This window comes from Streptomyces sp. NPDC045431, assembly GCF_040646655.1.
Taxonomy (GTDB): domain Bacteria; phylum Actinomycetota; class Actinomycetes; order Streptomycetales; family Streptomycetaceae; genus Streptomyces.
In genome coordinates, this window is the sequence record NZ_JBEZAQ010000001.1 from 570,000 (window position 1) to 589,394 (window position 19,395).

Here is a 19,395-nt window from a genome sequence, read left to right on the forward strand (position 1 = left end):
CCGCACACTACCCCAAGATTCCTTGTCTCATCAGGTGGGCTCACAGATGGACGTATCGGAAGAACCCGTAAGGTTGGTCAGGTGACCGTGAACGCTAAGACCACCGCTACCGGTGGCAACACCTGGCGAGACCTGCCCGCGGCGCAGCAGCCCGAGTACCCGGATGCCGAGGCTCTGCGCGATGTGATCGCGGACCTCGAGTCGTATCCGCCGCTCGTCTTCGCAGGCGAGTGCGACCAGCTGCGCGCCCGGATGGGAGCCGTCGCCAGGGGCGAGGCGTTCCTGCTCCAGGGCGGCGACTGCGCCGAGGCCTTCGACGCCGTGTCCGCCGACCACATCCGTAACAAGCTCAAGACGCTGCTCCAGATGGGTGCCGTCCTCACCTACGCCGCCTCCGTGCCCGTCGTGAAGGTGGGGCGGATCGCCGGTCAGTACTCCAAGCCGCGTTCCAAGCCGACCGAGACCCGCGACGGCGTGACCCTGCCGACCTACCGCGGCGACTCCGTCAACGGCTTCGAGTTCACCGAGGCGGCCCGCGTCCCGGACCCGCAGCGGCTCAAGCGCATGTACCAGGCGTCCGCCTCGACGCTGAACCTGGTGCGCGCCTTCACCACCGGCGGTTACGCCGACCTGCGCCAGGTGCACGCCTGGAACCAGGACTTCGTGAAGTCGTCGCCGTCCGGTCAGCGCTACGAGCAGCTGGCGCGCGAGATCGACAACGCGCTGAACTTCATGAAGGCCTGCGGCACCGACCCGGCCGAGTTCCGCACCGTCGAGTTCTACGCCTCGCACGAGGCGCTGCTGCTGGACTACGAGTCGGCGCTGACCCGCGTCGACTCGCGGACCGGGCACCTGTACGACACCTCGGGCCACATGGTCTGGATCGGTGAGCGCACCCGCCAGCTGGACGGCGCGCACATCGAGTTCGCGTCGCGGATCCGCAACCCCATCGGGATCAAGCTGGGCCCGACGACGACGGTCGACGACGCGCTGACGTACATCGACCGTCTCGACCCGGACCGCGAGCCGGGCCGGCTGACCTTCATCGTCCGCATGGGCGCCGACAAGGTCCGCGACAAGCTCCCCGAGCTGGTCGAGAAGGTCACGGCGTCCGGTGCCACGGTGGCCTGGGTGACCGACCCGATGCACGGCAACACCTTCGAGGCGGCCTCCGGCCACAAGACGCGCCGCTTCGACGACGTGCTCGACGAGGTCAAGGGCTTCTTCGAGGTCCACAAGGAGCTCGGTACGCACCCGGGCGGCATCCACGTGGAGCTGACCGGCGACGACGTCACCGAGTGCGTGGGCGGCGGCGACGAGATCTTCGTCGACGACCTGCACCAGCGGTACGAGACCGCCTGCGACCCCCGGCTCAACCGCAGCCAGTCGCTGGACCTGGCCTTCCTGGTGGCGGAGATGTACCGCGACCAGTGATCTTGGCTTGAAACAGCCTTGACGTGCCGATGGGGCGCGGATCCATGTGATCCGCGCCCCATCGGCGTTTTCGTCGGCTTCCCCGCTGTTGCGCTCCGGGGGTGCGGGGTAAGGTTAGGTTAGCCTCACCGAGGAATCGGGAAGGGCTTCCAGAACCATTGGCCGTCCGACCCGTTTCCGGATCCGCAGGGAGGTGACCGCGTGTACGTCTGCTCGTGCTTCGGTGTCACGGAGAAGCAGGTTAAGGAACACGCGGACGCCGGCGCCTGCACGCCCCGCCAGATAGCGTCCGCCTGCAAGGCCGGCACCGACTGCGGGTCCTGCGTACGCCGCATCCAGGCCATCCTCGGCCGTGGCAACTGCCCGCGGCGTGAGCTGGTGGACCAGGGCAGGCCCGCTCTCACCGCCGACGTCCCGGAGACCGCCGAACCGCTGGCCGAAGCCGCGTAAGGCCCAGGTCGGCTAGCTGTCCGGCTGCTCGATCAGCTGGGCGATGTAGAGCGCCTCGCCGAGCTTGTCGATCAGGTCCAGCTGCGTGTCGAGGTAGTCGATGTGGTGCTCCTCGTCCGCGAGGATCGACTCGAAGATGTTCGCCGACGTGATGTCGCCCTTGGTGCGCATCACCTCGATGCCGCGCTTGAGCCGGTCGATCGCCTCGACCTCGACCTGCCGGTCCGCCTGGAACATCTCGGTGATCGTCTGGCCCACCCGGACGTGGAACAGCCGCTGGTAGTTCGGCAGGCCGTCCAGGAAGAGGATGCGGTCGGTCAGCACCTCGGCGTGCTTCATCTCGTCGAACGACTCCGCACGCGTGTACTTCGCGAGCTTCGTCCACCCCATGTTCTCCTGCATCTTCGCGTGCAGGAAGTACTGGTTGATCGCCGTCAGCTCGGCGGTCAGCTGCTCGTTGAGGAATTCGATGACCTCGGGGTCGCCCTGCATCGCAGAGGCTCCTTCCGCGCGTGTGAACGATGGCACATGCCGATGCCGCGCATCCTCGCACCGCTGAGAGAGGTCGTCCAGTAAGTACAGGCTTAGTGGGACTTGCCCGAATGCGGGCCTGTACCGTCCCGTCCCTGGTCATGACCACCCCTCCCGGTCTGTCACCATTGAGGCATGGGTCACCCAGGGAGCGAGGAAAACCGGGCGTCAGGGGAGTCCGAGCTTCCGCCGGGCCAGCGGCTGCAGCGCGGCTGGCCGGTGACCCATTACGGCCCCGTCCCCAAGTTCAAGCCGGACCGCTGGGAGTTCCAGGTCTTCGGCGCCACGGCGGACGGCGAGAAGCACAGCTGGACCCACGAGCAGTTCTCGGCCCTGCCGTTCTCCACGGTCGTGGCCGACCTGCACTGCGTGACGAAATTCAGCATGGTGGGGGCCGAATGGGGTGGCGTCCCCGCCCGTACGATCCTGGAGCTGGCGCCGCCGGCCGCCGGGGTCAGCCATGTGATGGTGTGGGCGGAGTACGGCTTCAGTGCCAACATGCGGCTCTCGGACTTCGCGTCGGACCGCTCGATTCTCGCCACCCACAAGGACGGTGAGCTCCTTACCGCCGAGCACGGCTTCCCGCTGCGGCTGATCGTGCCGCACCTGTACGCCTGGAAGGGGCCCAAGTGGGTCCGGGGCGTGGAGTACATGACCGCCGATCGCCGCGGCTTCTGGGAGGAGCGCGGCTATCACAACATCGGCGACCCGTGGCGGGAGCAGCGGTACTCGTACCAGGAGGAGCCGGGGGACGGCCCGGAGCTGTAGTACCCCTGCCGGGTAGCCGGTCGCGTCGTCAGTGGTGGTACTGGTGCACCACCGCGTGGCCCTTGCCGCGGCCGATCATCCACTTGTTGACGGGTGTGGTGATGACGAAGGCGGCGAAGAGGGCGAAGGCGAGGACCCCCCAGAAGAACGCGTCCGTCAGGTGGGCGTCCATGGCGCCGGGCCAGAGGGCGAGTACGCCGTTGTCGATGATCTCCATGACGGCGATGGACAGCGTGTCGGCGGCGAGGGCGACCCGGAAGGCGGTCTTGAAGTCGACGCCGGCCTTGAGGATGCCGCGCAGGGTGAGCGCGTAGCCGAAGGTGAAGGCGAGGACGATCGCCAGGGCCATGGTGGGGACGTTGCCCCAGCCGAGGGCGGTGCCGATGACCATGCCCAGGACTTCGCCGATGGCGCAGCCGGTGAGGCAGTGGAGGGTGGCCTGGGCGGCCATGGACCAGCTGACCTTGCCCGCGCCCGTGTGGTGCTGGTGATGTTCGTGATGCTGGTGCTGCTCATGGTCGTGCTGGTCCTGCGGTGCGTGGTGCTCGTGGCCGTGGTGCTCGTGGCTCTCGGGCTGCTGGTGCTGCGCCTGGTGCTGGTGCGCCTGCTCGCTGTGCTCCGCGCGGCTGTCGTGTCGCATGAGATTCCCCAACGCCTGGTAGCGGTTCCTGCCGACAGCAAGAACCGTATACCCCCTAGGGGTATTCCCTCAAGGGGTCACCGTCACCGGAGTTTCTTCAGCCGCTCCACATCCGCCGCGTGGCCTTCCTTCCCGCCGGGCGTCTCGATGATCAGCGGCACGCCCTCCGTCGCCGGGTGGCGCATCAGCTCGCGGAACGGCTCCTCGCCGATGTGGCCGGCGCCGATGTTCGCGTGACGGTCCTTGTGGGCGCCGACCACGTCCTTGGAGTCATTGGCGTGGATCAGCTTCAGCCGGCCCTCCCCGACCGTCTCCACCAGCAGGTCCAGCGTCTGCCGCATGCCGTGCTCCCCGGTGAGGTCGTGCCCGGCCGCGAAGATGTGGCAGGTGTCGAGGCAGATGCCCAGCTTGGGGTGGGCGTCGAGCGCCTCGAAGTACGGGCCGAAGTCCCAGGTCCGGGAACAGAGCGAGGCGCCTTGCCCGGCCGTCGACTCCAGCAGCAGGAACGGGTCGTCGTCGTGCGTCAGCTCGTCGAGCAGCGGCAGCATATGGGTGCGCACCTGCGCGAGGGCCTCCTCGCGGGGGCGGCCCCCGGTCGCCGAACCGGTGTGCACCACCACGCCCAGCGCGCCGATCTCCCGGGCGCGCCGCAGCGAGTGGCGCAGCGACGCCACCGAGAACTCGACGGTCGCCTCGGTGTGGGAGCCGAAGTTGATCAGATACGGGGCGTGGACGTACGCCGGTATCCCCTCGGCGGCGCACTCGGCGCGGAACAGCTCGTCCTGCACCGGGTTCCCGGCGGGGGTCGCCCAGCCGCGGGGGTTGGCGACGAAGACCTGGACGGTTTCGGCGCCGAGCTCGCGTGCGTACGACAGGCCGGTCTTGGCGAGGCCGCCGGCCACGGGGACATGGCCGCCGACGGGGTTGCGCATGGGTGCTCAGATTCCCTTGGTCTTGATGGTGATGGTGCTGCCCTCGGGGGCCTTCTCGCCGCCGGGTACGGACTGCTCGCTCACGGTGTCGCTCAGGAAGGGGAAGGCCTTCTCGACCTTCACCTGGAAGCCCGCGGCCTCCAGTTCGCGCCGCGCGTCGTCGACGCCGTCGCCCGTGACGTCGGGCACGGCGACCATGCGGGGGCCCTTGGAGACGGTGAGCGTGACCGTGTCGCCCTTGGCGGCCTGGCGGCCGTCGGCCGGGGACTGGCTGGCGACCGCGCCCGCGTCCTGGGCCGAGTGCACCCGCTCGGGGGCGACCTTCACGGTGAACCCGGCCTCCTCCAGCGTACGGGTGGCGTTCCGGACCGGGTCGCCGGTGACGTCCGGGACGTCGACCGGGGCGCCCCGGCTGACCACGAGGGCGACGGCGGAGTCGGGGTTGCGCTCGGTGCCGGGCTCCGGGTCGGTGCCGATCACCGCGCCCTGCTCGACGTCCTCGCTGAAGGCCTTGGTGACCACGCCCGGCGCGAGACCGGCCTTGGTCAGCTCGCGCTTCGCCTCCGCGAGCGGCTTGCCCTTGAGGTCGGGGACCTTCACGATCTCGGGGCCGCGCGAGATCGTGAGCGTCACGGAGCCGTTGTCACGGATCCGCTCGCCGGGGGCGGGATCGCTGGCCATGACCGTGCCCCGCTCGTAGGCGCTGCTGTAGGCCCGCTTGACCCCCTTGACGTCCAGGCCTGCGCTCGTGAGCCGCTTCTCCGCCTCGGCCTGGGTCTGGCCGAGGAGCGTCGGGACGCGGGTGAACTGCCCCGAGTTGATGTACCAGACGCCCGCGCCGACCCCCAGCACGAGCAGGACGGCCACCAGCGCGGCGATCAGGCCGCGCCGGGGGGCGCGCACCGCCGTCGGCCGGTCGGGCGCCGGGGCCGGGGGCTGCAGGGCCGGCGGCACCTCCAGGCGGCTGGTGTGGTGGACCGGCTCCTGCGGCTCGGGCAGCGGGCGCGCGATCACGCTGGTCACGTCCTCAGGACCGCCGGCCCCGTCCGCCGCGGGCACCTCGGCCGGCGGCTGTGCCCGTACCGACGGCGGGTCCAGGTCCAGCTGCTCGTCGCCGAGCGCGGCCCGCGCCTCGCGGGCGTGCGCGAGGAGCGCCACGGCGTCGTACGGGCGGACCTCGGGGTTGCGGGCCGTGGCCAGCGCCACCAGCTCGTCCAGCTCGACCGCCAGCCCGGGCACGGCGGCGGACGGGGCCGGAACGTCGGCGTTCAGGTGCTGGTAGAGGACCTGGGCGGGCGTGTCGCCGGAGTGCGGCTTGGCGCCGGTCAGCATCTCGTACAGGACCACACCGCACGCGTACACATCGGTACGCGTGTCGGCGGCGCCGTCCTCGATCTGCTCCGGCGCCAGGTAGGACACGGTGCCGAGCACGGAACCGGTGGTGTTCGTGGCGGCGCCGACGGCCCGGACGAGCCCGAAGTCGGCGACCTTGACCCGGCCGTCGTCCCCGATCAGCACGTTCTCCGGCTTCATGTCCCGGTGGACGAAGCCCGCCCGGTGCGCGGCCCCCAGCGCCGCGAGCACCGGCTCCAGGATGTCGAGCGCGGCCCGCGGGCGCAGGGCACCGCGCTCGCGCAGCACGTCGCGGAGGGTGCAGCCCGCGACGTACTCCATGGCGAGGTACACGTACGCCCCGTCGGCGCCCTGGTCGAAGACCCCGACCACGTTCGGGTGCGAGAGCCGCGCCACGGACTTGGCCTCGCGGATGAACCGCTCGACGAAGGTCGCGTCCGTGGCGAGGGCCGGGTGCATCACCTTGAGCGCGAGCACCCGGTCGAGCCGGGTGTCCACCGCCCGGTACACCGTGGCCATGCCCCCGACGGCGATGCGCGCCTCGACTCGGTAGCGGCCGTCGAGCAGCTGGCCCACGAGCGGGTCGTGCAGGGTCGTATCCACCCGCCCGAGTCTACGAGCCCGCACCGACACCCCTGCCGCCCCGTACGGGCCCCTGCCGTGACTGCAGCCGAGCTGTGACACCGACGGCACCTCCGGCGCCCCGTGGCGGGGCGCCGTCGGGACGCCGTCAGAACGCCGGCCGCTCCGGGTCCAGGACCGCGCGTCCCTCCACCGGGGACGACGCCTCCGCGAAGTGCCGGCGCGGGATCCGCCCGGCGCGGTACGCGAGGCGGCCCGCCTCGACCGCGTGGCGCATCGCCTCGGCCATCAGCACCGGCTCCTGCGCCCGCGTCACCGCCGACGCCAGCATCACCGCCGCGCACCCCAGCTCCATGGCGAGCGCCGCGTCCGACGCCGTACCGGCGCCCGCGTCCAGGATCACCGGCACGCGCGCGTGCTCCACGATCAGCTGGAAGTTGTGCGGGTTGCGGATGCCGAGCCCCGAGCCGATCGGCGAGCCCAGCGGCATGATCGCCGCGCAGCCGACGTCCTCCAGCCTGCGCGCGAGCACCGGGTCGTCGTTGGTGTACGGCAGGACCGTGAAGCCGTCGTCGACCAGGGTCTCGGCGGCGTCGAGCAGCTCGATCGGGTCGGGCAGCAGCGTCCGCTCGTCGGCCACCACCTCCAGCTTGATCCAGTCCGTGCCGAGCGCCTCCCGCGCGAGCCGGGCCGTCAGGACCGCCTCGCCCGCGGTGAAACAGCCCGCGGTGTTCGGCAGGACGCGGATGCCCAGCTTGTCGAGGACCGACAGGACCGAGCCCCGGACGGTCGGGTCCAGGCGGCGCATCGCCACGGTCGTCAGCTCGGTGCCGCTGGCGACGAGGGCGCGTTCCAGCACGTCGAGGCTGGGCGCCCCGCCCGTACCCATGATCAGCCGGGAGTCGAAGGCGGTCCCGGCGATGGTGAGACGGTCGTCGGCCATGGTTCAGCCCCCCTGGACCGCGGTGAGGACCTCGACGCGGTCGCCGTCGCCGAGCAGCGTCCCGGCCCACTGGCTGCGCGGGACGACGGTCTCGTTGACGGCGGCGGCGACACCGGACGGCGCGGTGGTGAGGGTGGCGACCAGGGCGTCGAGCGTGGTCGGGGCGGCGAGCTCGCGGGCCTCGCCGTTGACGGAGACGTTCATGACACTCCAACCGGAGAGACGGAAGAGACGGAAGAGGCTGCGGAAGTGGCTGCGGAAGGGGCCGCGGAGGCGGCAGAGGAGGCCGCGGAGGGAGAGGAGGTGGTGCCGGAGAGAAAGCGGGCCGGGGCGAACGGACGCGCCTCCCCCGGCAGCTCCCCGCTCGCCAGCACCTCGGCCATCACGTCCCCCGTGACGGGCGTCAGCAGCACCCCGTTGCGGTAGTGCCCGGTCGCCAGGTGCAGCCCCGGCAGCGCGCTCGGGCCCAGCAGCGGCGCGTTGTCGGGCGATCCCGGGCGCAGCCCCGCGCGGGTCTCGGTGAGCGGCAGCTCGGTGATGCCCGGCACCAGCTCGTGCGCGTCGCGCAGCAGTTCGTAGACCCCGCCCGCGGTGACCGTGGTGTCCCAGCCGAGCTCCTCGCTCGTGGCGCCGACGACCAGCTCGCCGTTCTCGCGCGGCACCAGGTACACATGGCTGCCGCGCACCACCGCCCGTACCGTCCGGGAGAGGAACGGCGCGTACGCGCGCGGCACCGTCAGCCGCAGCACCTGCCCCTTGACGGGCCGTACCGGCGGCAGGACGTCGTCCGGTACGCCGCCGAGCCGGCCGCTGAGACTGCCCGCGGCCAGCACCACCTGATCGGCGGCGAGCTCCGTGCCGTCCTTCAGGGCCGCCCCGGCCGCCCGGCCCCCGACCACCAGCAGCCGCTCCGCCCAGGCGCGGTGGAACTCCACCCCGGCCCGCTCGCACGCGGCCAGCAGGGCCGCCGTGAGCCGTCGCGGATCGACTTGGTGGTCGCCGTCCACCCGCAGCCCGCCGCGCACACCGGGCGCCAGCATGGGCTCCAGGCGGCGGCACTCACGGCCGTTCAGCCACTCGGACTGGAGGCCGCAGCGGCTCTGCAGCGCGTGCAGCTCGCGCAGGTGCGCGCGGTCGTCGGCGTCCAGCGCGACGGCCAGCGTGCCGCACGCGCGGTAGCCGACGTCGAGGCCGCCCGCCGCCTCCCGGAGCTCGGTGACGAAGTCCGGGTAGCGGCGCGCCGACGCGAGGTTGAGGCCGAGGAGCGTCTCCTCGCCGTAGTGGAGCTCGGTGACCGCGGCGAGCATGCCCGCCGCCACCTGGGCGGCCCCGCCGCCCGGCTCCGGGTCGACGACGGCCGTGCGCAGCCCCCGCTGCGCCGCCCGCCAGGCCGTGACCAGGCCGATGATGCCGCCCCCGATGACGAGGACATCCGAGCCTGTACGTGTCGATCCCGTACGTGTCGATCCACGTGGATGCATGGGCGTCCAGCCCCTCCCTTCGCCGGCATGACCCGGATCAGGTTCGTACGGTCGGAGGCCGTCCAGCCTCCCTCTCAGCCCGGTGCGTCCGGGCTCCCGCGAGTGCTCTACGGTGGCCAGCCTAACCCGACCCCCCAACGGCCAGTAAGGGTGCCTTCACTCTGGCCCGACGACCCGTCACCTACGTAAGGTGATCGCGTGAGCGAGCGGATGCATACAGAGCGGCCGACGGCCGAGCGGCGCGTCGTCATCGTCGGGGCGGGGATAGCGGGTGTGCAGACCGCCGTGGCCCTGCGCGACCAGGGCTTCGCGGGGCAGGTGCTGCTGATCGGCGCCGAGCCGCACCAGCCGTACGACCGGCCGCCGCTCTCCAAGGCGGTGCTGCTCGGCACGGCGGAGGGCTCGGCCTTCGAGGTCGACTTCGAGGCCCTCTCCATCGACCTGCGCCTCGGCCTGGCCGTGACCGGCGTACGCCCCCTCGCCCACGAGATCGACACGGAGGAGGGACCCCTTCCGTACGACGTGCTGGTCATCGCGACCGGCGCCGTGCCGCTGTCGCTGCCCGGCTCCGAGGGCGTCCCCGGCGTCCACCTGCTGCGCACCCTCGACGACGCCGAGCGGCTGCGCCCGGTCCTCGCCGAGCAGCACGACATCGTGGTCGTCGGCGCCGGCTGGATCGGCGCCGAGTTCACCACGGCCGCCCGCGAGGCGGGCTGCGCCGTGACCGTCGTCGAGGCCGCCGAGCGGCCGCTGGCGGGCGCCCTGCCGGCCGAGGTCGCCGCTCCGATGGCCGACTGGTACGAGGAGGGCGGCGCGAAACTCCTGACCAACGCGCGCGTGGGTCACGTCGAACCGGGCGAGGTGGCCCTGGAGGACGGCCGGCTCCTGCCCGCCGGGGCGGTGGTCGTCGGCATCGGCGCCCGGCCCGCCACCGACTGGCTGGCCGGTTCCGGCATCGACCTCGCCAAGGACGGCGCCGTCCTCGCGGACGACCACCTGCGCACCTCCGTGTCCGATGTGTACGCCGTCGGCGACTGCGCCTCCTTCCCCTCCGCCCGCTACGGCGAGCGGCTGCTGGTCCACCACTGGGACAACGCCCTCCAGGGGCCGCGCACGGTCGCGGCCGGCATCGTGGGCGAGGCGCCGCACCCGTACGACCCGGTGCCGTACTTCTGGTCCGAGCAGTTCGGCCGCTTCGTGCAGTACGCGGGCCATCACGGGGCCGCCGACGCGATGGTGTGGCGCGGCGACCCGGCCGGTGCCGCCTGGTCCGTCGCGTGGCTGCGGGAGAACGTCCTGGTCGCCCTGCTGGCGGTCGGCCGCCCCCGGGACCTGGCGCAGGGCCGCAAGCTGATCGAGGCGGGCACACCCCTCGACGCGGAGCGCGTCGCGGACCCGTCCGTCCCCCTGAAGGCCGCGGCCGCGGCATAGGGCGCACCGGGTCCGACGCGCCCTTGGCCCAGCCCGGGTACCGAGTGTCAGTCCGGGATGGCACGCTTGTCCCGTGACCGAGATTGACGCAAAAATCGATGCTCTCGTCCCCGCCTGGCTCCACCTGCCCGACATCGCGGAAATGCTGGGTGTCGAGGTGACGCGCGTGCGGCAGCTGGTCAAGGAGGGCCAGCTGATCGCCGTGCGCCGTGGTGAGAACCGGACGCTGCAGGTCCCTGCCGTCTTCATCAAGGACGGCAAGGTCCTCAAGGGCCTCTCCGGGACCCTGACGCTGCTGCGGGACGACGGCTTCACCGACGAAGAGATGCTGGAGTGGCTCTTCACCCCCGACCCGTCCCTGCCGGGCACCCCCGCGCAGGCGCTCAGCGAGAATCGCGGCACGGAGGTGAAGCGCCGCGCCCAGGCGCTCGCCGTCTGACGTACTGACACCCGAACACCGACACCAGGCGGTGTACGGGCCGGCCGGCCACGCTCGCGCGCCCGTGCCGGTCCGTGCACCGCCGCACCAACGGGGGGAACCTCTCATGGCCACCGCACGCGCGTTCCTGTCCGACGCCCGGCTCTACCTGTGCACGGACGCCCGCAAGCGGCAGGGGGACCTCCCCGAGTTCCTCGACGCCGTGCTCGCCTCCGGTGTGGACATCGTCCAGCTGCGCGACAAGGGCATGGAGGCCGGTGAGGAGCTGGAGCACCTGGAGGTGTTCGCGGACGCCTGCCGCCGCCACGGCAAGCTGCTCGCGGTGAACGACCGGGCCGATGTGGCGCACGCCATCGGCTCCGACGTGCTGCACCTGGGCCAGGGCGACCTGCCGGTCCCGGCCGCGCGCGCGATCCTCGGCGACCAGGTGCTGGTGGGCCGCTCCACGCACGGCGAGGCGGAGGTCGACGCGGCGGTCGCCGAGCCCGGCGTCGACTACTTCTGCACCGGCCCCTGCTGGCCCACGCCCACCAAGCCCGGGCGGTACGCGCCGGGGCTGGACCTCGTCCGGTACGCCGCGTCGCTGGAGCAGCGGCGGCCCTGGTTCGCGATCGGCGGCATCGACGCGGACAACCTGGACCAGGTCCTGGACGCCGGCGCCCGCAGGATCGTCGTCGTACGGGCGATCACCGAGGCCGACGACCCGGCGGCCGCGGCGGCGTCCCTGGCCAAGCGGGTGCGCGAGCTCACTCTCTGAGACGGCCGTCTCAGATGGCCGTCGGGAGGGCGGGCTGAGCGGCCCTTGAGGGCGATATGAGCCCCGTTTTGTCCGATGGGTGGACAACAATCCGGCAAATCGGACGAATTCCCCTGCTCTGGTTGGGTGACGGACCCACCGTCGTTAACCTGCCCGTATGGCCCTTGGCACACCCTCCACCAGGACAGATCGCGCCCGCACCGTGCGCGATCTGCTCGCGACCGGCAAGACGACGTACTCCTTCGAGTTCTGGGCGCCCAAGACCGAGAAGGGCGAGCGGAACCTTTGGAACGCGCTGCGCCGGGTCGAGGCGGTGGCGCCGAGCTTCGTCTCCGTGACCTACGGAGCCGGTGGCTCCACTCGTGCCGGGACCGTCAAGGCCACCGAGCAGATCGCCGCCGACACCACCCTCACGCCCGTCGCGCACCTCACCGCGGTCAACCACACCATCGCCGAGCTGCGCAACATGATCGGCCAGTACGCCGACGCCGACATCCGCAACATCCTCGCCGTCCGGGGTGACCCGCCCGGCGACCCGATGGCCGAGTGGGTCCCGCACCCGCAGGGCGTGATGTACGCCGCCGACCTCGTCCGGCTGATCAAGGAGTCCGGCGACTTCTGCGTGGGCGTCGCCGCCTTCCCGGAGATGCACCCCCGCTCCGCCGACTGGGACACGGACATCCGCCACTTCGTGGACAAGTGCCGGGCCGGCGCGGACTACGCCATCACCCAGATGTTCTTCAACCCGGAGGACTACCTGCGGCTCCGCGACCGGGTCGCGGCGAAGGGCTGCGAGACGCCGATCATCCCGGAGATCATGCCGGTGACGAACGTCAAGCAGATCGAGCGATTCGCCCGGCTGAGCAATGCGCACTTCCCGCCCGCCCTGAAAGAGCGCATCCTCGCCGTCAAGGACGATCCGGCCGCTGTACGCTCCATTGGCATCGAGTTCGCAACGGAGTTCAGCGCTCGTCTGCTGTCCGAGGGCGTACCCGGGCTGCACTTCATCACGCTGAACAACTCCACCGCGACGCTCGAGATCTACGAAAATCTCGGACTGCACACGCAGTCCTGACCGGCCGTACCCGCCACGTCCCGGGGCGGCGGCCGTATGAGAGGGGCGGGCATGGGCTGGACGGTCCTCTACATCGCGTTCGGAATCGTCGCGCTGTGGCTGCTCGGTGAAGTGCTCCTGCAGTACAAGGCCCGGCTGCGGTGGCGCCTGCTCGCCTTCGCCGGCTTCCTGGGCGTGGTGCTGGGGGTGCTGCTGCCCTCCGTCTCGGTGATCATCGCGGGCGCGCTCGCGTTCGCCGTCGGCCAGACGTACGTCACGCTCTCCTTCCGGCGCGGCTTCTCCACCGGCTGGGCGCTCGGCGGCCGCCCCGGCGCGAGCCGCCGTCGCCGCAGCGGGGGGAGCGCCGCCGGGCCCACGCTGGAGGTCACGGACGTGGCGTACGACACGCCCGAGTCGGCGCCCGAGGCCGGGCCCGCCGAGACCACGGCCGTCTACGAGCCGCAGCCGCTCCCGGACGAGACCGGGCAGTACGGCGTCTACACCGGCCCCACCGGCTACGGCACCGACCAGGCCGACGGCCCGGGCGGTGCCGCCGACCGGACCCCCGCGTACGACACCGGCTTCGGGAGCCCCGCTCCGGCCGGCTACGACCAGCAGGACGCGTACACGTACACCGCCTCGTACGACTACGGCACCGGCCAGCAGCAGTACGCCACCTACTCCGACCCGTACATCGGCCCCAGCGCCGCCGGGCCCGTGCCCGGTTCCCAGCCGTACGGCGCGTACGACGGCTACGGCGGCCAGCAGCCCTACGCCGACCCCTACACCGGGCAGTACGGCGGCGACACGCCCCCCGGCGGTGTGTGGGTGCCGCAGCAGCGCGACGCGGAGGGGCAGTACCCCCCGCCGCCGCCCGGGCAGCCGTCCCCGTACGGCTACGACCCGAACGACCCGCAGTACCGCTACTGAGGCCCGGGGGCACTGCCCCGGGGCGCCGCCACCCGCGCCCCGCTACCGGGAGCCGCGGAAGGCGGCGCCCTCCACGATCAGCCCCGCCACCAGGGCGCCGGACATCCCGGCGTGCGCCAGCCCGCCGCCCGGGTGCGCCCAGCCCCCGGCGAAGTGGAGCCCCGGCAGCGGCGCCGCGTTCGCCGCCGGAAGCAGCCGGCCGCCCGCGCCCGCCAGCGCCGGGCCCGGCACCCGGTACGTGCCCGTCTCCCGGAAGGTGTCCGCCGGGGTGCGCACCTCCCGCCACAGCAGCCGCTCCCGCAACCCTGGTACGGCGGCCTCCGCGGCCTGGAGCATCCGGTCGGCGAAGGCGCTCACCGCCGTGTCCGCTCCGCCTTCGCCCCACAGGTTGTCCGAGGACCAGGCGCCGCCCGCGGCGACGGTCGCGGTGACCGTGATCGCCTCATGGCCCTCGTCCGGACGCAGCCGCGCGTCGTCGGGCCGCAGCACCGTCACCGTCGGCCGCTCGCAGAGCCGGCCGTGCGCGAGGCCGTCCAGCTCGTCCGCGCGGTCGGTGGAGTGCACCACCGTCCGGTGCACCGCGTCGGCGGGCCGCGCCCCGCGCAGGGCGAGGCACAGGGTCACCCGTCCGGTGCGCACCGCCTCCTGGTGGCGCGGCCACTCGTCCTGGCCCTCCCACTCCAGGACCTGGTCCCGGTAGAGCGCGGGCACGGGCGCGCCCGCCACCACCTGGTCCGCGTCCACCCGGGTCCCGTCGGCCAGTTCCAGGCCCGCGGCACGGCCGCCCTCCGCCACCACCCCCGTGACCTCGGTGCCGAAGACGAAGTCGACCCCGCGGGCCCGGCAGCGCTCGTACACGGCGTCGGCCAGCGCCCGGATGCCGCCCGTCACGTACCAGCTGCCGAAGGTCTGCTCCATGTACGGCAGGACGGCGGCGGAGGCGGGCGCGGTGGCCGGATCGAAGCCGTAGGCGAGGGCGTAGCTCTCCAGCAGCGCCGCCAGCCGGGGGTCGCGCAGCTCCCGGCCGCCCACCTCGGCGAGCGTCGTCGCCGCCCGGCGCAGCAGCCCGGTCTTCAGCGCCGGGTACGGGTCGCGGCGGAACGGCGACACGTCGGCCGGCAGCGGCTCCTCCAGCAGCGGGCGCCGCGAGCGGTCCCAGGCGTCCCGCGCACGCGTGAGGAAGTCGCCCCACCGCTCGCCCGCCCCCGCGCCGAGCGCCGCGTCCAGCGCCGAGACGACACCCGCGCGCGACGCGTTCGGCAGGGAGACCGCCGTGCCGTCGGCGAAGACGTGCCGGACGGCCGGGTCCACCTGGGTCATCTCGACGCACCGCTCCAGCGGCTCCTTGCCCGTCTTGACGAACAGGTCCCGGTAGACCGCGGGCAGGTGCAGCAGGCCGGGGCCGGTGTCGAAGGCGAAGCCGTCGCGCTCGAACCGGCCCACCGCGCCGCCGTACGTCGCCGTCCGCTCGTACACCGTCACCCGGTGGCCCGCGACGGCCAGCCGGGCCGCCGCCGCCATGGCGCCCATCCCGGCGCCGATCACCGCAATCCGTGCCATGTCAGGGACCATATCCGGCCCCTCTGACAGCGCCGCGTCTGGGCATGAACGCGGAGGTCTGAGTACCCGTACCTAGGCGGCGAGATGAGTAGGGACGCGGATGGGGCCCGACCCGCCGGGACGGAAGAGTGGAGACCACGGAAGGGGCGCGGGTCCCGCACCGCCGACACGGGGCGGCGGAACGGCACCCGCGCACCTGCCGGAACGGGGAACCGGGGGAACGCACGGGGGAGTACGGGGGACACGGGGGACGGGGGAAGAACGGGGGACACGGGGGAAACGCCGGTTCGGGCGGGCTCGGGGGGATCGAGCCCATCCGGACCGGCTTCCGCGTTACCTGCTCCTGCTGTCGGACTGCTATCCGCGTCCGCTCACGCGCCCGTGCAGCAGCCGGGACAGCGCCGCGTGGACGTCGTCGATGGAGCGCTCGCTCTGGAACGCCCGCCAGTCCAGCGCCGCCACCAGCACCATCCCGACCAGCGCGGCCGCCGTCAGCGAGACGTCGATCTCCTCGCTCAGCTCACCGGCCGCCACGGCCTCCCGCAGGACCCCCTCGACGACGGCCACCGCCTCCTGGCGCACCACCAGGAGGGTGGACTGCCAGGCCCGGTTGGTGCGCCACAGTTCGGCCACGTACAGCTGGGTGAAGGACGGGTAGCGCTCGATGAAGACCAGACCCGCGCGGATCATCGCGTCCAGCGCCTCGACCCTCGTCCCGCCGCGGGCCGCCGTCTCGTCGGCGGCGGCCCGCAGGGAGGCCGTGAGCAGACCGACCCCGTGCCGCAGCAGCTCCTCGAAGAGCTCCGTCTTGCTCTTGAAGTTGTAGTAGACGGTGCCCTTGGCCACCCCGGCCCGTTCCGCGATCTCGTCCACCGTCGTCGCCGAGAAGCCCTGCTCGGCGATGAGGGTCACGGCGGCCTCGTACAACTTGGTACGGGTGGCCTGCCGTCGGCTGCTCTGGGTGTCCATGGCGTCGATTCTCACAGGACCGGTCACAGTGTCAGCTCCGGGTGAAGCCGGTCCAGGCTCCACACCTGCTTGCGACGGGCGGAGACGGCCGTCAGCGCCAGCGCGCCCAGGGTGAAGGCCGCCAGGACCGCGGAGGCCTGCCAGACCGGGCCCAGGCCGCCGCCCGTGATGAGGCGGCGCAGCGCCTCGACGACGTAGCTCATCGGCAGGAAGGGGTGGATCGCGTTGAAGAAGCCCGGGCTGGTCTGTACGGGGTACGTGCCCCCCGCGGAGGTCAGCTGGAGCATCAGCAGCGCCAGCACCAGGATCCGGCCGGCCGCGCCGAAGCGGGCGTTCAGCCACTGGATGATCGCCGCGAAGCAGCAGGTGACCAGGGCCAGGAAGGCCACCGTCAGCGCGGCGTTGGCCATCTTCAGACCCAGGCCCCAGTGCAGGACGGACATCAGGGCGGCCACCTGGAGGAGGCCGATGGTGGCGACCGGGAGCCAGCCGGCCAGTGCGATCCGCCAGGCGGAGGCACCGGCGGCGAGGGCGCGCCGGTTGAGCGGCTGGATCAGCATGTACGCCACCATGGCGCCCACCCAGAGGGAGAGCGGGATGAAGTACGGGGCGAAGCCGGTGCCGTAGTTGTCCGCCTTGTGCAGCGACTGGGCAGCGAGCTTGACCGGGTCGGCCATCACCTCGGTGCGGCGGTCCCGGGCCTCCTTGTCGTAGTCCGGGATCTTGTCGACGCCGTCGTTGAGGCCGGCGGCGAGCTCGGTGGAGCCGTCGGCGAGCTTGAACAGGCCGCCGCTGAGCTCCCCGGCGCCCTTCTTGAGCTTGCCGACGCCCGTGTCGAGATCGCTGGATCCCGTCTTGGCGCTCGTCACGCCGGAGTGCACCTTGTCGGCGCCCTCGGCGACCGCGTGGGCGCCCTTGTTGAGCTCGTTGATCTTCTTGACGGCGTCCGCGAGGTCGCTGTCCAGGTTCGGCGCCCGCTTGGCCAGGGCGTCGGCCTTCTTCTGGAGGTCGGCCAGCTGCGCGTCCAGCTTCTTCAGGTCGCCGTTGCCGTCCTTCGACAGCTCGTGGAGGTCGTCGGCGATCTTCGCCACGTCGGCGGCCGAGACCTTCGCGCGCTCCATGGCCGGGCACAGCTGCGGGTCGGGCAGCGTCGCGTCCTCGCAGCGCTCCTTGTGGATGGCCGCCAGCTCGTCGGCCGCCTTGTGGGCGCCCTCGCGCGCGGTGGGGCCGGTCTTCACGATGAGGTCGAGGTTGTGGCGCATGGCCTGCGACAGGTCGGAGACCAGCCGGGCCGAGTCGCCGATCTTCTTGCCGTTGTCCTTCAGGTACGGGCGGACGTCGGCGGCCACGCCGTTGACCTTGTCGGCCAGCTGCTGGGTGCCGTCCGCCACCTCCCGGGCGCCGTTCTCCACCCGGCCCGCGCCCTTGTCGAGCTCCTTCAGGCCGCCGGCCAGCTTGCCGCTGCCCTCCTTGGCGTCCGTCAGGCCCTTGGACAGGTCCTCGGAACCCTTCTTGGCCTTGCCGACGCCTTCCTTCACCTGGTCGGCGCCCTCGGCGGCCTTCTCGGTCGCGTCGTGGATGTCCGAGAAGGAGATGAAGATCTTGTCGAGGAAGGAGCGGGACGACTTCGTCGAGGCGGCGGTGCGCACCTCGGAGAACACCGTCCGGGAGATCTGCCCGACGATGTAGTTGTTGGCGTCGTTCGTACGCACCCGGAGGGCGCCCGTCTCCGGCGAGTCGCCGGAGCTGGAGGCGATCCGCTCGCTGAAGTCGTGCGGCATGGTCAGCGACAGGTAGTACGTGCCGTCCTCCACGCCCTCCCGAGCCTCGGCGTCGCTCACCTCGTGCCAGTCGAAGACCTTGCTGTCGCGCAGGTTGTCGGTGATCTCGTCGCCGGCGTTGAGCTTCTTGCCGTCGGCGGTGGCGCCCTTGTCCTCGTTGACGAGCGCCACGGGGATCTTGTCGAGCCTGCCGTACGGGTCCCAGAAGGACCACAGGTACAGCGCGCCGTACAGGAGCGGCAGCAGCAGGATCGCGACGAGTGCGGCGCGCGGCAGCTTGCCCCTGCCGAACCGCTTCAGCTCAAGCGCGGCCAGTTTCGGCGAGCGCATCGGCCGCCCCCTCCTCGGACTCGGTGGTGCGGATCGTGATCGTGTTCCCGGGGGCCTCGCTGCACACGGCGAGCACGGTGGTGCCGCCGGCGGCTATGGACCGCAGCATCGACCAGGCCTGGACGCGGTCGGCGTCGGAGAGCTTGAGGTCGGTGTCGTCGACGGCCAGCAGGCGCGGTTCGCCGATGAGGGCGAGGGCGACGGACAGGCGCAGGGCCTCCAGCCGCTCCAGATCGCGGACGGAGGTGCGCTCGCCCTTGGGCAGCGCGGCCGTGTCCAGCCCGGCGGCCTGGAGCGCCGCTTCGATGCGGGCGCGGGAGGCGGCGGCGCGCTCGGCCCGCGGGCGCAGCAGGGTGCGCAGCAGGGCCCGCGGCGAGGCGTCGAAGTGGCGCTGGAGCAGCGCGCGCTCCCGCAGGTGCTCGGCGACGGTGAACGCCGGGTCGAGGTCGCTGACCCCGGGCACGTGCCCCAGCGCGCTGACGCGGCGCACGGCGGCCATCTTGCGGGGCAGCGGCAGGCCGCCGACCTCGGCGTGGCCTTCGGTGGGGCGCATGCGGCCCGTGAGGGCCAGCAGCAGGCAGGTGCGACCGGAGCCGGACGGCCCCTCGATGGTGATGAGCGCCCCGGGCTCCGCCTTCACGGACACCCCCCGGAAGACCCACCCCCGGGGCCCTTTCATCCCCAGGCCCTCGGCGAGGAGGACCGCGCCGCGCGCGGCCTCCGCCTCGGCCTTTCCGGCCGTGGCGGCTGCCGGGGTCGTGGGGGCCTTCTGAGCCTTCTGAGCCTTCTGGGCCGCCGGGGCCGCCGGGGCCGCCGGGGCGGTCTCGGCGGGCTTCTCGGCCTCGGCCGCCCGAGCGCTCTCCGCGACCTCCGTGGCCTCGGTGGCTTCGGCGGCCTCGGTGCCTTCGGCGGTCCCGGCGGCCTTTTCCATGGTGTCCCGGTCGTCGTCGTGGTCGTCGTCGTTGTCCACGCGGCCTCCCCCAGAGATTTTGAACTGACCAGTCAGTGCAAAAACTACTGCGAACGTGCG

At 72.3% G+C, this 19,395-nt stretch carries 19 protein-coding genes and 1 riboswitch; of the genes, 8 read left to right on the top strand and 11 right to left on the bottom strand.

Translation table 11 applies throughout. The features are described 5' to 3' along the window. Nucleotides 1-87: 87 nt before the first annotated feature. Nucleotides 88-1,434: a class II 3-deoxy-7-phosphoheptulonate synthase gene (locus AB0A69_RS02575; protein WP_361415177.1), complete on the top strand. Its 1,347-nt coding sequence runs from the start codon at nt 88-90 to the stop codon at nt 1,432-1,434. Nucleotides 1,435-1,635: 201 nt separating this feature from the next. Then, nucleotides 1,636-1,884, top strand: a complete 249-nt coding sequence (locus tag AB0A69_RS02580) for a (2Fe-2S)-binding protein (RefSeq protein WP_361414494.1) — start codon at nt 1,636-1,638, stop codon at nt 1,882-1,884. 12 nt (nt 1,885-1,896) lie between these two features. Here the strand turns inward: AB0A69_RS02580 and bfr are convergent, their stop codons facing one another. Then, entirely contained in the window at nt 1,897-2,376 is a 480-nt protein-coding gene (gene bfr, locus AB0A69_RS02585) for a bacterioferritin (RefSeq protein ID WP_361414496.1), read from the bottom strand. 174 nt (nt 2,377-2,550) lie between these two features. Between bfr and AB0A69_RS02590 the strand changes: the two genes are divergently transcribed. Continuing rightward, the gene (locus tag AB0A69_RS02590) at nt 2,551-3,183 is read left to right on the top strand and encodes a sulfite oxidase-like oxidoreductase (protein WP_361414498.1); all 633 of its coding nucleotides are present in this window, start codon (nt 2,551-2,553) and stop codon (nt 3,181-3,183) included. Between the two features lie 28 nt (nt 3,184-3,211). Here AB0A69_RS02590 and AB0A69_RS02595 read toward each other — a convergent pair whose 3' ends face one another. The 6 genes from AB0A69_RS02595 to thiO form a co-directional block, all read right to left on the bottom strand. Beyond that, nucleotides 3,212-3,823, bottom strand: a complete 612-nt coding sequence (locus AB0A69_RS02595) for a DUF4396 domain-containing protein (protein WP_361414500.1) — start codon at nt 3,821-3,823, stop codon at nt 3,212-3,214. An 83-nt stretch (nt 3,824-3,906) separates the two neighbouring features. After that, complete coding sequence (locus AB0A69_RS02600) at nt 3,907-4,755, bottom strand: deoxyribonuclease IV (protein ID WP_361414502.1); 849 nt, start codon at nt 4,753-4,755, stop codon at nt 3,907-3,909. A 6-nt stretch (nt 4,756-4,761) separates the two neighbouring features. Continuing rightward, nucleotides 4,762-6,711 carry a Stk1 family PASTA domain-containing Ser/Thr kinase gene (pknB, locus tag AB0A69_RS02605; RefSeq protein ID WP_361414504.1) on the bottom strand — a complete coding sequence of 650 codons (1,950 nt, stop codon included), beginning with the start codon at nt 6,709-6,711 and terminating at the stop codon, nt 4,762-4,764. Between the two features lie 127 nt (nt 6,712-6,838). Further along, entirely contained in the window at nt 6,839-7,633 is a 795-nt protein-coding gene (locus tag AB0A69_RS02610; RefSeq protein ID WP_361414506.1) for a thiazole synthase, read from the bottom strand. A gap of 3 nt (nt 7,634-7,636) precedes the next feature. After that, nucleotides 7,637-7,837 (bottom strand): sulfur carrier protein ThiS, encoded by a 201-nt coding sequence (thiS, locus tag AB0A69_RS02615; RefSeq protein WP_355366970.1) that lies wholly within the window; start codon nt 7,835-7,837, stop codon nt 7,637-7,639. Then, nucleotides 7,834-9,114, bottom strand: a complete 1,281-nt coding sequence (gene thiO, locus AB0A69_RS02620; RefSeq protein WP_361414508.1) for a glycine oxidase ThiO — start codon at nt 9,112-9,114, stop codon at nt 7,834-7,836. Before thiO ends, thiS begins: the two co-directional genes overlap by 4 nt. Beyond that, a riboswitch (TPP riboswitch) is annotated at nt 9,112-9,224 on the bottom strand. It overlaps the preceding gene by 3 nt. Before the next feature lie 100 nt (nt 9,225-9,324). Between thiO and AB0A69_RS02625 the strand changes: the two genes are divergently transcribed. From AB0A69_RS02625 to AB0A69_RS02645, 5 genes are all read left to right on the top strand, one after another. Beyond that, on the top strand, nt 9,325-10,545 hold the full coding sequence (locus AB0A69_RS02625; RefSeq protein ID WP_361415179.1) for an FAD-dependent oxidoreductase: 1,221 nt from the start codon (nt 9,325-9,327) through the stop codon (nt 10,543-10,545). A gap of 73 nt (nt 10,546-10,618) precedes the next feature. Next, entirely contained in the window at nt 10,619-10,984 is a 366-nt protein-coding gene (locus tag AB0A69_RS02630) for an Rv2175c family DNA-binding protein (protein WP_361414510.1), read from the top strand. A 106-nt stretch (nt 10,985-11,090) separates the two neighbouring features. Next, nucleotides 11,091-11,741, top strand: a complete 651-nt coding sequence (gene thiE / locus AB0A69_RS02635; protein ID WP_361414512.1) for a thiamine phosphate synthase — start codon at nt 11,091-11,093, stop codon at nt 11,739-11,741. Nucleotides 11,742-11,898: 157 nt separating this feature from the next. Then, nucleotides 11,899-12,816, top strand: a complete 918-nt coding sequence (metF, locus tag AB0A69_RS02640) for a methylenetetrahydrofolate reductase [NAD(P)H] (RefSeq protein ID WP_361414514.1) — start codon at nt 11,899-11,901, stop codon at nt 12,814-12,816. A 51-nt stretch (nt 12,817-12,867) separates the two neighbouring features. Beyond that, a complete protein-coding gene (locus tag AB0A69_RS02645) occupies nt 12,868-13,725 on the top strand; it encodes a hypothetical protein (protein ID WP_361414516.1) in 858 nt (285 codons plus the stop codon). Between the two features lie 42 nt (nt 13,726-13,767). Here AB0A69_RS02645 and AB0A69_RS02650 read toward each other — a convergent pair whose 3' ends face one another. The 4 genes from AB0A69_RS02650 to AB0A69_RS02665 form a co-directional block, all read right to left on the bottom strand. Further along, entirely contained in the window at nt 13,768-15,285 is a 1,518-nt protein-coding gene (locus AB0A69_RS02650; protein WP_361414518.1) for an NAD(P)/FAD-dependent oxidoreductase, read from the bottom strand. 357 nt (nt 15,286-15,642) lie between these two features. Continuing rightward, nucleotides 15,643-16,254 carry a TetR/AcrR family transcriptional regulator gene (locus AB0A69_RS02655; protein ID WP_361414520.1) on the bottom strand — a complete coding sequence of 204 codons (612 nt, stop codon included), beginning with the start codon at nt 16,252-16,254 and terminating at the stop codon, nt 15,643-15,645. A gap of 23 nt (nt 16,255-16,277) precedes the next feature. Continuing rightward, a complete protein-coding gene (locus tag AB0A69_RS02660; RefSeq protein WP_361414522.1) occupies nt 16,278-18,365 on the bottom strand; it encodes a YhgE/Pip domain-containing protein in 2,088 nt (695 codons plus the stop codon). After that, nucleotides 18,337-19,044 carry an ATP-binding cassette domain-containing protein gene (locus AB0A69_RS02665; protein ID WP_361415181.1) on the bottom strand — a complete coding sequence of 236 codons (708 nt, stop codon included), beginning with the start codon at nt 19,042-19,044 and terminating at the stop codon, nt 18,337-18,339. The genes AB0A69_RS02660 and AB0A69_RS02665 overlap by 29 nt, the downstream gene beginning before the upstream one ends. Nucleotides 19,045-19,395 lie beyond the last annotated feature (351 nt).